The sequence below is a fragment of the Streptomyces sp. NPDC037401 genome, from assembly GCF_055602345.1.
In genome coordinates this window covers 48846-61709 of the sequence record NZ_JBVJWO010000044.1, presented here as the reverse complement: position 1 = coordinate 61709, position 12864 = coordinate 48846, and the positions used below count along the sequence as shown (strand labels likewise).

Sequence of the window (12864 nt, the reverse complement as noted above, 5' to 3'; positions counted from 1 at the left end):
GTGGGCGCCGTGGCCCGTGTGCGGGATTCCTTCCCCCTGTGCGGGTGTGTGGTCGCGCCCCCCCCCGGGATCCGGGGCGGGCCGCTCGGGATCACCCGGGCGTCAGTGGACGCCGTTGTAGACCTGCCATCCGGTGGCCAGCTGGGTACGACTGCCGAAGGTGCCGTTCCCGGTGCCGTTCCAGCGCCAGACGTTTCCGGCGGTGTCGCGGGAGAGGAGGTCGGCGCGGCCGTCGCCGGTGAGGTCACCGGGGCCGACGAGGGTGGCGTAGGCGGGGCTGAAGTCCTTGACCAGGAGGGTGCGGGCGCCGAACGTGCCGGTGCCGGTGCCGTTCATCCGCCACAGCTCGTTGCCCGTGTCCTGGAGGAGGAGGTCGCCGATGCCGTCGCCGTTGAGGTCGCCGGTGCCGACGATCTTCTTGTAGCTCTTGAAGGCCGTGCTGAGCTGGATGCGCGCGCTCAGGATCCCGGTGCTGGTGGTCTTGTACAGGTACAGGCCGCCGGTCCCGGGATCGCGGGCGATCAGGTCGGGGCGCCCGTCCTTGTTCACGTCACCGACCGAGGTCATGACGTCGTAGGCGTTCCAGCCCTTGCCCAGGACCTTGTACGGGCTGGTGGGCTTGAGGGCCGCGCCGCAGGCGGGCGTGTAGAGGCGCATCTCACCGGTGGCGAGTCGGACCAGGGTGTCGTTGCAGCGGTCGCCGTTCGTGTCGCCGAAGGGGACCGGACGGAAGCCGTTGGGCCAGCCCGTCGTGGTGCTGCTGCCGCTGAAGTTCCCCGTGGCCCGGTTCCCGTAGGCGATCCGCAGCGAACCGGAGGCGGTGGTCTGGACGAAGTCCCCGGTGCCGTCCGGGGTGCCGGCACCGGACCCGAAGTCGCGGTGGACCGCGGCGCCGCCCCGCACGGTGACCGTGCCGCGGGCCAGGACCGCCGGGGCGGCCGTGGACTCGGCGGCCGAGGCCGTGAGCTCCCAGGCGAGCGGGCCGTTGGCCGCGGGGCGCCGGGCGTCGGTCTGGCCGTCCCAGCGGGGCCGGATCAGCGCCGAGGCGGTGGGCTCGGTGAGGGTGCGGACGGTACGGCCCGCCGGGTCCTTCAGCGTCAGGGTCCAGCGGACCGCCTGGTTCGGGGTCCAGACCGGGTCCCAGACGGGGGAGGGGTTCGTGGCGCCGAAGACGGCGATGGCGGGCACCTGGGAGCCGGTCAGGGCCGGCGGCGGCTCGCTGCTGGTGCGGGCCGCGTACAGGTGGTCCTCGGCCTCTTCCTCGGGGCCCCACCACAGGGCGGCACCCGCACCGTCGGGGCCGACCGCGATCTCGGCGATCTCGTCCGACGAGGGGGCGTGGCGCTGGGCCAGCCGGGCGGGTGCGGTCCAGACGCCGGTCTTCGGGTCCCGCGCGGTCTCCGTGGCCGCGTAGGCGGTGGTGCCGGGCCAGGACTGCGACCACACCACGCGGATGGTGCCGTCCTGCCCGATGGCGGCGTCGTGGTGGCTGCGGATCTCGGCGTCGGTGCCGCGGGCCAGGTCGACGGGCGTGGACCAGTGGGTGCCCAGGCGGGCCAGGGACGAGGCGTAGACGTACGTCCTGCTGGAGATCTCCGTCGGCTGACGCCAGACGAGGGTCACGCTGCCGTCGGGGGAGACCAGCGGATCGGGCGTGGGCAGGTAGCCGTCGTCCGGGTTGACGAACACCCGGCGCTGCGGATCCCATCCGTCGGCCGCGGACCGGCGCACGCTGGCAAAGGCGAAGTAGGTGGCGCTGTCGCCCTCCTCGTCCGCCTCCTCGACGGTCCACGCGATGGCCATGGTGCCGTCCGGGCCGGTGCTGAGCTCGGGCTTGGCCGTGCCCGCGGCGTAGGCGGTCAGCGGGGCCGGCTCGCTCCAGGCCGCGTCCGGCCCGGACCGGGTGACGGTTTCGAGGCGGGTGGTCTTCTCGTCCAGGCCGACCGCGTGGCGGAAGGCGATCACCACGGCTCCGGTGCTGTCCACGGCCACGTCGGGGGCCGTCAGGAGGTCCTGCTCCGAGGCGGCCGTCGCGACCTTGGCCGCCTTGCCCCACGTACCGTCGGCGCTCCGGGTGGCGGCGGAGATCGAGTTCGTGCGCGTGGACCACGGGCCGCCCGACCACACGGCGGTGAAGGAGCCGTCCGGGCCGGCTGCGCCGCGCAGCCGGCCCAGGTTCTCGCCGGCCGAGACGCGGAGCAGCTCGGCCGGATCCGACCAGGCACCGGACGCCGTGTTGACGGTGGCCGACACCACGCGGGCTTCGAGGTTGCCTTCCTGGGTCGGGTCGTAGTTCGGGCGCTCCGCCCAGAGCACCAGGACCTCGTCACCCGATCCGGCGACGACCTGGATGTCGCTGTAGTCCGTCGGTATTTGGGCGAGCAGCTTCGGCGTGCTCCACGTGCTGGTCTTGGGCCCGCGCACGGCCGCGTACAGGTCATAGCCCCTGGAGGGCCCGTAGCTGTAGGAGCTCCACACGGCCACGGCGGAGCCGTCGGAAGCGACCGCGAGCTCCTTCCGCGGGATGGTGGAGTGGAGGCCGCTGCCCACGGGCTGTGCGGCGTTCCACGGCGAGAGACCCGCGGCCGCGGCTGCGGGTACGGCCGCGGGTGCGGCCGGGGCCGCGGTGGCGAGCGGTGCGCCGAGTGCGCCACCGGTCAGCAGGCCGACGGTGGTCACGGCAATGGCCAGCCGGCCGCGTGCGCGGACGTGTGCGCCCATGAGGCGGGTTTCCTTCCCCCGTACAGATATCGATCACCGGTTGGACCCGCGGACCGACCGGACGGTTGTACGGGGGTGAGGATTTCTTTCGCGGCCGGCCGGCTAGTGGATGCCGTTGTAGACCTGCCAGCCGGTGGCGATCTTCGTCTTGGCGGCGAAGGTGCCCTTGCCGGTGCCGGACCAGCGCCAGATGGCTCCGCTGGTGTCGCGGGCGATCAGGTCGGCGCGGCCGTCCCCGGTCAGGTCGCCGATCCCGGCGACGGCGTTGTACGAGGCTCCCCAGTTGGTGGCGAGGAGCGTGCGGGCGCCGAATGTGCCGGTGCCGGTGCCGTTCATCCGCCACAGCTCGTTCGAGGAGTCCTGGAGGAGGAGGTCTCCGATGCCGTCGCCGTTGAGGTCCCCGGCGCCGACGATGTGCTTGTAGTCCTTGAAGGCGCTGCTCAGGCCGATCCGGGCGGACAGGATGCCCTTGCCGGTGGTCGTGTAGAGGTACAGGCCGCCGGACTTGGGGTCGCGGGCGATCAGGTCCGGGCGCCCGTCCTTGTTCACGTCACCGACGGGGGTGAGCCGGTCGTAGACGTTCCAGCCCTTGCCGAGGACCTTGTACGGGCTGGTGGGCTTCAGCGCCGCCCCGCAGGCCGGGGTGTACAGGCGCATCTCACCCGTCGCCAGGCGCACCAGGGTGTCGTTGCAGCGGTCGCCGTTCGTGTCGCCGAAGGGGACCGGGCGGAATCCCTTGGGCCAGCCCGTCGTCGTGCTGCTGCCGCTGAAGTTGGCCGTACCCGCATGCCCGTACGCGATCCGCAGCGAACCCGAGGCGGTGGTCTGGACGAGGTCGCCGGTGCCGTCGGGCGTGCCGGTACGGCCGCCGAAGTCGCGGTGCACGGCCGCGCCGCCCGTGATGGTGACCGTGCCGGAGGCCACCTCCGTGGTGGTGGCGGCGCTGTTGCCGCGGGCCGTCAGGCGCCAGGTCAGGGGGCCGTTGGGGACGACGGCGCCGGGGTCGGCGTCGGTGCGGCCGTTCCACTTGACGCCGACCCTGGTCGTGGCGTTGCCGGTGAACTGCTTGCGGACCTTGCCCGTGAGGTCGGCGAGGGTCAGGCTCCAGGAGTCGACCTGCTGGTTGAACTGCCACGCCGGCGCCCACACCACGCTGCCGGTGGTGGTCCGGGCGAGGGCGGCGGTGGCCGGTACGGAGGCCGAGACGGCCTTGACCGGCGGCCGGAAGCCGGTGCGGGACGACAGCAGTCCCTCCGAGGCGTTGTTCCACGCCACGGTGGCCGACCGGCCGGGGCCCGCCGCGACCTGCACGTCGTCGGTGCGGGGTGCCTGGAGGCTGTCGTGCGGCAGCCACTCGGGGGCGGACCAGGTGTCGTCGTCGGTGGTGCGGGCGGCCGTGGTCGCGGAGGTCCAGGTGACCCCGCGGTCGTACCGCTCCTCGGCCCAGACCACGCGGACGGTGCCGTCCGGGCCGATGGCGGCGTCGAACGCGTCCGGCACCTCCTCCCTGCTGACCCGCTTCCGCTCCCAGGTGCTGCCGCCCCTGGCCAGGGTGGCGGTGATGATCCTGGTGCTGACGGACTCGCCGTCGGTGTCCCACCACTCGTGCCAGACCGTGGTCACGTCGCCGTCCGGGGCGATCAGCGGCTCGGGCGCCCGGATCACCGACTCGTGGCTGCGGACCGGCATCCGTTGCGGCTGCCCCCACGCGCCACCGGGTCGCTTGACGGAGGCGAAGACGTCCTCGGTGCCCTCGTCCTCCACGTCCGTCAGCGGCCAGGTCACCGCGAGCGAACCCTCCGGGCCCGCACCGGCGTTCGGGACCTCCGTACCGGCCACCGGGGCGGCCACGGGCGCGGGCGTGCTCCAGGTGCCGTCGGTGCCCTTGCGCTCGGAGGTCTTGATCCCGGCGATCCCGTCCTTGACCGTGTGGCGGTACGCGATCACCGCGTGGCCCGCGGGGGTCACGGCGACGTCCGCCCCGTCGACCTTCCCGCCCCCGGCCGTGGCATCGTCCCCGGCAGGGGACTCGGCGGCGGCCAGCGGTACCGGCGCGGACCAGCTGCCGTCCGTACCGCGGGACGCGGCGTACACGGCCGAGGACGCGCCGTCCGCGGCGGTGGCGGACCAGACGGCGACCGCGGTGCCCTGCGGGCCCGCCGCCACCTGGAAGCTGTCGACGACGCTGCCCGCACCCGCGGCGAGGAGTTCCTCCGGCGCCGACCACTTCCCGTCCCGCAGGGACGCGGTCACGAGCCGGGTCGCCGGGGCGGGCGTGCCGACCTCCGGGTCGGCGGCCTCCGCCCATACGACGGTGGCCCCGCCCGCCGGGTCGGCCGCCGCCCGCACGGGCAGGCGCGAGGTCACGCCGGTGGCCGAGAGGCGCGGACCCGTCCAGCGGTCGCTGTCGGCCGGGCGCACGGCCGCGGACACGACGCCGTACTCGCGCCACAGGGCGAGGGCCGAACCGTCGGCCAGCGCGACCAGCTCCGTGGCCTGCGGCTGGTGCTCGTCACCGCTCACCTGCGCGGGGAGGTTCCAGACGGGCAGGGCCGAAGCGTGCGCCGCGCCCGCGGCGAGCAGCGGCGTGACGAAGCCCCCGGAGGCGATCATTGCGACCGTGGCCACCGCGGCGGCCAGCCGGCCGTGCGTCCGGCCGTGCGCGCGGGTGTGCGTGCGGGTGTGAGCACCCATCAGGCGGTTTCCCTTTCCCCCGTGACTGTTCTGGATCAAGGGTTTCGACTGCCGGCCGCTCCGGATGGTTGTACGCGTGTCCGGGGTGTTCACGGCTCACGGGAAAGGCGGCGCTCCCCACCCCCGTGGAGGAACGCCGCCTTCGCTCATGGGTCCCGCACGGACTAGTGGATGCCGCCGTTGTAGACCTGCCAGCCCTTGCCGATCATCGTCCGCCCGCTGAACTGGTAGGAGTTGTTGTCCACGCCCTCGTAGAACCAGAGGTTCCCGGACCGGTCGCGGGCCACCAGGTCCACCCAGCCGTCCCCGTTCATGTCGTTCACGCCGACGACCGCGTCGTACGAGGCGCCCCAGGGGCCGTACGTCAGCATGACGCGCTTCTTGAACGTGCCCTTTCCGGTGCCGAAGAGCCTGTACACCCAGTTCTTCGAGTCGTGCACGAGCAGGTCGCCGTTGCCGTCGTGGTTGAGGTCGCCGATGCCCGCGATCTTCTTGTCGCCCTTGAACTCGTTGCTGATCAGGACGCGCGGGGCGAGGATTCCGGCTGCGGTGGTCGGGTAGAGGTACAGGCCGCCGGTCTTGGGGTCGCGGGCGACGAGGTCCGGCCGGCCGTCCCTGTTGAGGTCGCCGGGCGAGGTCATGATGTCGTAGGCGTTCCAGCCCTTGCCCAGGACCTTGTACGGGCTGGTGGGCTTCAGCGCCGTCCCGCAGGCGGGGGTGTAGCGGCGCATCTCGCCGGTGGCCAGGCGCACCAGGGTGTCGTTGCAGCGGTCGCCGTTCATGTCGCCCATGGGGACCGGCCGGAAGCCCTTGGGCCAGCCGGTGGTGGTCGTGCTGCCGCTGAAGTTCCCGGTGTCGGGGTTGCCGTACGCGGCGCGCAGGGTGGTCCCGTTCACGGACATGATGTCGCCGGTGCCGTCGGGCCTGCCCGCGCCGGAGCCGAAGTCGCGGCGCACGGCGGCCCCGTCCGTCACGGCCAGGGTCTCGACGGCCAGTTCGTCCGCCTCGGGGGCGTAGCGCGCGGTGGCCTCCAGACTCCACTTCAGGGGGCCGTTGGGGGCGAGCGCGCCGGTCGCCGTGCGGCCGTTCCACACGGGCGCGATCCGCCTGGTCTCCGCGCTGCCCGTCAGGGTGCGCAGGACCTGGCCCCGCGGGTCCGTGAGGGTCAGCTTCCAGGAGGACACGAGCCGGTTGAGGTTCCAGACGGGGGCCCAGACCGCGGAGGTGCCGGTGCTGCCCTTGAGCGAGACGGTCCCGGGGACCTTCTCCCCGGTGATCTCGAGGGCGGGCTCGGCGCTGGTGCGCGAGGAGCGTTGTACGGAGGGCACGCCGTACTCGTGGAAGAGCACGGTGGCCGATTCGGCGGGTCCGGCCGTGACGGTCGGGACGAGCACGTTCGTCCCCACGGCCCCGGGGAGCTTCCGGGGCCAGTCCCAGCCACTGTCTTGGTCTCCGGCTTCGGCTTCGGCTTCCCGTACCGACTCGACGAGCACGTGCTGCTTGATCCCGCCCGGCTTGTACTCCACGTCCGCCGTCAGGACGCGGACGGTGCCGTCCGAGCCGATGGCGGCGCTGTGGGCACCGCGGCCGAGGCGCGTGGGCTGCGGCCAGGCGGAGGCCCCCGCGGGCAGGGTCGTGGCGTGCACCGCGTCGTTCACGGCACTCGAGTCGCCCGAGTCCCGCCAGTCCCGCCAGACCAGGGTCACGTCCCCGTCGGGGGCGATCAGCGGCTCCGGCGAGGGGATCGAGTTCTCCGCACTGGCGTGGGGAACCAGCAGCGGAGCCCCCCAGCCGGCCGCCGCGGACCTGCGGACCGACACCCGCATCGGCTGGCTGCGCCCCTCCTCGTCGTCCTCGTAGTCGGCGGTCCAGGTCAGTGCGAGGGTGCCGTCGGGCCCGGAGCCGAGGTTCGGTGCGTTCGTGCCGGGCTGCGGAACGGCGAAGGGCACCGGCCGGCTCCACTGCCCCGCCGCGGCCCCCGCGGCCCGGGTGGCCGTCTCGATACCCGCCAGGCCGTCCGGGGTGGTGTGCAGGAAGCCGATGACGGTCGTGCCCTGCGCGTCCATGGCGATGTCGGGGCCGCCGACGGACTCCCCCTTGGCATCGGTGGCGGCCACCTTCACCCGCTCGGACCAGGCCCCCTGTGCACCGCGGCTCGCGGTGGCGACGACCGTGCCGTACTCCGACGCGGTGGGGTGGTAGGCCCAGACCGCCGTGACGGTGCCCTTCGGCCCCGAGGCCAGGCTGAGGGCGGAGACGTACGCGGTGTCCGCGGCCACCGGCAGCGGCTCGGCCGCCGACCAGGCGCCCGCGGAGTAGGTGGCGGAGACCAGCCGGGCGGTGGGCTCGGGCGTGTCGTCGCCGGTGGAGGAGGGGGACTCCGCCCACACGGCCGTGACCCGGCCGTCGGCGCCGGCGGCCAGGCGCAACGGGCCCTGGCTGGTCGGGGTGGCGGCGAGGCGCTTGGCGGGCCCCCAGTGCTCGGCGTTCGCACCGCGCGCCGCGCCGTACACCTCCCGCCCGGCAGCGGACGTGGTGGTCCACACGGCCACCGCCGAGCCGTCGGAGGCGGTGACCAGCTGCCGGGCGCCGTACACGCCGGCAGGGGCGGCCAGATCCGTGGGGACGTTCCACGGCGGCCGCGGCAGGTCCCCGGCGGCAGCGGCCGGCGCGGCCGTGAGCAGTGGCTGCACGAAGCCGCCGGAGACGATCAGTGCCGCGGTGGCCACCGCGGCGGCCAGCCGGCCTCGGTTGCGGGCATGTGCGCCCATCAGGCAGGTTCCTTCCCCCGTGCAGCGCGGTGATCGCGCAGCGAATCACCGGGTACGACCGCCTGCCGGACCGGATGGTTGTACGGGCTCATCGCACCCCGTACTCCGAACGCCCCACCGGAGGGAGGGAATCGAAAGGCGGCGCTCCCCACCCCCGTGGAGGAACGCCGCCTTCGCTCGTGGGTCCCGTACGGACTAGTGGATGCCGCCCTTGTAGACCTGCCAGCCCTTGCCGATTTCGACGCGGCTGGCGAACTTGCCCGTGCCGAGCCCGTCGAAGCGCCAGACGGAGCCGGCGGTGTCGCGGGCGACGAGGTCGCCCCGCCCGTCGCCGGTCAGGTCGCCGAGGCCGACGAGGGCGTTGAACGACGTGCCCCAGTTCTTGGCCAGGAGGGTGCGGGCGCCGAACGTGCCGGTGCCGGTGCCGTTCATCCGCCACAGCTCGTTGCCCGTGTCGTGGAGGAGGAGGTCGCCGATGCCGTCGCCGTTGAGGTCGCCGGTGCCGACGATCTTCTTGTAGTTCTTGAAGCCGCTGCCGAGCAGGAGGCGCGGGGACAGGACTCCCGTGCCGGTGGTCTTGTACAGGTACAGGCCGCCGGTCCCGGGATCGCGGGCGACGAGGTCGGGCCGGCCGTCCTTGTTCACGTCACCGACCGAGGTGAGGACGTCGTAGGCGTTCCAGCCCTTGCCGAGCACCTTGTACGGGCTCGTGGGCTTCAGCGCCGCCCCGCACGCCGGGGTGTAGCGGCGCACCTCGCCGCTGGCCAGCCGGACCAGGGTGTCGTTGCAGCGGTCGCCGTTCATGTCGCCGATCGGGACCGGGCGGAAGCCCGTGGGCCAGCCGGTGCTGGTGCTGCTGCCGCTGAAGTTGTCGATGGCGGCGCTGCCGTACGCGGTGCGCAGGCTGGTGCCGTTCACGGAGAGCAGGTCGCCCGTGCCGTCGGGCGTGCCGGCGCGCGACCCGAAGTCGCGGTGGACGGCCGCCCCGCCCGTCACGGTCACCGTGCCGGAGGCCAGGGTGACCGCGGCGGGCCCGTTGGTCTGGGTGGCCTTCAGCACCCAGGCGAGCGGGCCGTTGGGGGGCAGGGTGCCCGTGGCCGTCCGGCCGTTCCACTCCACCGCGGCCTTCCGGGTCTCCCCGCCGGCCGCGAGGGTGCGGACGGCCTTGCCGGTCTTCGGGTCGGTGAGGACCAGCGACCAGGAGGACACCGGCTGGTTGAAGTTCCAGACCGGGGCCCAGACCGTCGTGGCGCCGTTGGTGCCGGCCAGCGCGGCCGTCGCGGGGACGGTGGAGCCGGCGACGGAGAGGGACGGCAGGGTGTCGCTCGCGTACAGCGGGGAGTACTCGTCGTCGTGGTACTCGTGCCAGAAGGCGGCGGCCGTTCCGCCGGGCCCGGCGGCCACCGCTCCGGCGAGCGGGGCCTTGTCCCCGCGGGCGCCGGGCAGCACGCCGGGCGCGGACCAGGTGTCGCCGGCCGGGGTGCGTGCCGCATGGCCCATCACCCAGCCCTGGGGGAGCCCGCTCCCGGTCAGCAGCTCCGTCCACAGCACGCGCACGGTCCCGTCGGGGCCGATGGAGGCGTTCTGCAGGCGGGTGCCCTGGCCCTTCAGGTCGAGGTAGGTGTCGTTCCGCCAGCCGGACGACCCCGTGGTCAGGACGGCGGTGTTGACGCCCGAGTCCACCGGGTGATCCTCGATGTTGTCGCCCCAGTCCTGCCAGACGAGGGTCACGTCGCCGTCGGGCGCGATCAGCGGCTCCGGTGCGGGCACCGGCTGTTCCTGCGGGGTCGACGGCACCGTCTCGACCGGCCCCCAGGCCGTCGCTCCCGGCCGGCGCACGGTGGCGCGGATGCCCGTCTCGCCCAGGTGGTCGGGGATCCCCTCGACCCAGGTCATGGCGAGGGTGCCGTCGGCTCCGGAGCCCAGGTTGGGCGCGGTGGTGTCCGCGCGGGGCGTGGAGACGGGCACGGGCGCGTCCCAGGGGGCGCCGGCGGCGGGCCGGGTGGCGGTCTCGACGCCGGAGAGGCCGGCGGGGGAGGTGCGCAGGAAGCCGATGACGGCAGTGCCCCGGGGGTCCACGGCCACGTCGGGGCTGCCCAGCTTCTCGTCCGGGACGGTCGTGGCCGCGATGACGGCCGGTGCGGACCAGCTGCCGTCGGCGGCCCGGCTCGCCGCGGTCACGGCCCGCCGGCGGGGCTCCGGCGTGGCGGACGAGTACGGCTCGGACGACCAGGCGACGGTCAGGGTGCCCCGGGGGCCCGCGGCGAGGGCGGTACCGGTGATGGTCAGGCCCGCGGCGGGGCTGACGAGCGATTTCTTGCTCCAGGAGCCCTTGGCCAGGGTGGCGACCACCACCTCGCCGGGCTCGTCCCCGCCGGCGCCGTCCTGCCAGGACTCGGCCCACACGGCCGTCACCCTGCCGTCGTCGCCGGCGGCCATCCGGAACGAGCCCCTGACGAAGTGGTCGGCGTTGAGCGTCTTCCGCGGACCCCAGTGGCGGCTGTCCGCGGGGCGGACGGAGACGAAGAGGGTCGCGGGGGCGTCGTCGTTGTACTCCTGCCACACGGCCACGGCGGTGCCGTCGGCCGCCACCGCGGTCCACTTGCCGCCGGAGACCCAGTCCGCGCCGGGGATCTGGGTGGGCTGGTTCCACTGCGGCAGCGCGGCGGCGTGAGCCGTGCCGGCGGTCAGGAGCGGCTGGACGAAGCCGCCGGAGACGATCAGTGCGGTGGTGGCCACTGCGGCGGCCAGCCGGCCGTGCTTGCGGGTGTGTACGCCCATGAGGCGGGTACCCCTTCCCCCGAGGAATCGACTGTGGAGCAGGGGGTTTGACCGCCCACGGGGCCGAATGGTTGTACGGGCTTCCGCAGGTTCTGCACCGGATTCCGGACCGCGGGTCGTGGGTCGCGGGCAGCCGTACCGGGAGCGACGGCGTACGCCCGGGGGCCCCACGCGTGAGACACGCGTGGGGCCCCCGGGTGCACGGGTGCGGCCGGTGGGTTACTCGGCCGGCTTCTCCTCCAGGCGCGGGAAGAGCACCGCGCCCTTGGTGACCGTGGCGCCGACCGGGAGCAGGCCCCAGGTGCCGGCGTCCTGGACGCGCTGGGCGGCCAGCGGGCCCAGGTCGGCGGCCTCGGCGCCGAGGGAGTCCCACAGCTTCTGCGAGGTCTCCGGCATGACCGGGTTCAGCAGCACGGCGACGGCCCGCAGGGCCTCGGCGGCGGTGTAGAGGATGGTCGCCAGGCGGGCCCGGCCCTCCTCCGACCCCGCTGCGTCAGCAGCATCGGGGAATGCGGTCTTGGCCACCTTCCACGGCTCCTGCTCCGTGATGTAGCCGTTGACCTGCTTCACGAAGTCGAAGACCGCCAGGATGCCGGACTGGAAGTCCAGCTCCTCGCCGATCTTGCGGTCGGCCTCGGCCACGGCCTTCGCCATGCCCTCGGCGATCGCCTTCTCGGCCTCACCGGCGGCGGTGGCCTCCGGCAGCACGCCGCCGAAGTACTTGCCGACCATGGCGGCCACGCGGGAGGCGAGGTTGCCGTAGTCGTTGGCCAGCTCGGAGGTGTAGCGGGCGGAGAAGTCCTCCCAGGAGAAGGACCCGTCCTGGCCGAACGCGATGGCGCGCAGGAAGTACCAGCGGTACGCGTCGACGCCGAAGTGCGCGGTGAGGTCCTGCGGCTTGATGCCGGTCAGGTTCGACTTCGACATCTTCTCGCCGCCGACCATCAGCCAGCCGTTGGCCGCGATCCTGCCGGGAACCGGCAGGCCCTGGGCCATCAGCATGGCGGGCCAGATGATCGCGTGGAAGCGGAGGATGTCCTTGCCGATGAGGTGGACGTTCGCCGGGAAGGTGCCGTCGAACTTCGCAGGGTTCTCGTTGTAGCCGACCGCGGTGGCGTAGTTGAGGAGGGCGTCGATCCACACGTAGATGACGTGCTTGTCGTCCCACGGGACCGGGACGCCCCAGTCGAAGGTGGACCGGGAGATCGACAGGTCTTCCAGACCCTGCTTGACGAAGTTGACGACCTCGTTGCGTGCCGACTCGGGCTGGATGAAGTCCGGGTTGGCCCCGTAGAGCTCCAGCAGCTTCGGGCCGTACTCGGAGAGCTTGAAGAAGTAGTTCTCCTCCTTGAGGATCTCCACCGGCTTCTTGTGGACGGGGCAGAGCTTGGTGCCCGCCTCGTCCTCGATGAGGTCGCCGGGGAGCTTGTACTCCTCGCAGCCCACGCAGTACGGGCCTTCGTACCCGCCCTTGTAGATCTCGCCCTTGTCGTACAGGTCCTGCACGAACTCCTGCACACGGTCCGTGTGCCGCTTCTCCGTGGTGCGGATGAAATCGTCGTTCGCGATGTTCAGGTGCTCCCAGAGGGGCTTCCACGCCTCCTCGACGAGCTTGTCGCACCACTCCTGCGGGCTGACGTCGTTCGCCTCCGCGGTGCGCATGATCTTCTGACCGTGCTCGTCCGTGCCGGTGAGGTACCACACCTTCTCGCCGCGCTGACGGTGCCAGCGCGTGAGCACGTCGCCTGCGACGGTCGTGTAGGCGTGGCCCAGGTGAGGAGCGTCGTTGACGTAGTAAATCGGGGTCGTGACGTAGAACGCCGTGCCCTCGTGCTTCTCGGATCCAGTGGCCGCCATGGGCGAAATCCTAATGCTCCTGCGGAGCGGGGTTCACCGC

General features: G+C 73.1%; 5 protein-coding genes. All 5 read right to left on the bottom strand.

Annotation, left to right across the window (positions count from 1 at the left end; translation table 11 throughout):
* Positions 1-102: 102 nt before the first annotated feature.
* A complete protein-coding gene (locus ACZ7H1_RS33040; protein ID WP_470791692.1) occupies positions 103-2721 on the bottom strand; it encodes an FG-GAP repeat domain-containing protein in 2619 nt (872 codons plus the stop codon).
* Between the two features lie 102 nt (positions 2722-2823).
* The gene (locus ACZ7H1_RS33035; RefSeq protein ID WP_470791691.1) at positions 2824-5415 is read right to left on the bottom strand and encodes an FG-GAP-like repeat-containing protein; all 2592 of its coding nucleotides are present in this window, start codon (positions 5413-5415) and stop codon (positions 2824-2826) included.
* A 164-nt stretch (positions 5416-5579) separates the two neighbouring features.
* Positions 5580-8186, bottom strand: a complete 2607-nt coding sequence (locus tag ACZ7H1_RS33030) for a hypothetical protein (RefSeq protein ID WP_470791690.1) — start codon at positions 8184-8186, stop codon at positions 5580-5582.
* Positions 8187-8381: 195 nt separating this feature from the next.
* Complete coding sequence (locus tag ACZ7H1_RS33025) at positions 8382-10967, bottom strand: FG-GAP repeat domain-containing protein (RefSeq protein WP_470791688.1); 2586 nt, start codon at positions 10965-10967, stop codon at positions 8382-8384.
* 219 nt (positions 10968-11186) lie between these two features.
* The gene (gene metG, locus ACZ7H1_RS33020; protein WP_470791686.1) at positions 11187-12824 is read right to left on the bottom strand and encodes a methionine--tRNA ligase; all 1638 of its coding nucleotides are present in this window, start codon (positions 12822-12824) and stop codon (positions 11187-11189) included.
* Positions 12825-12864 lie beyond the last annotated feature (40 nt).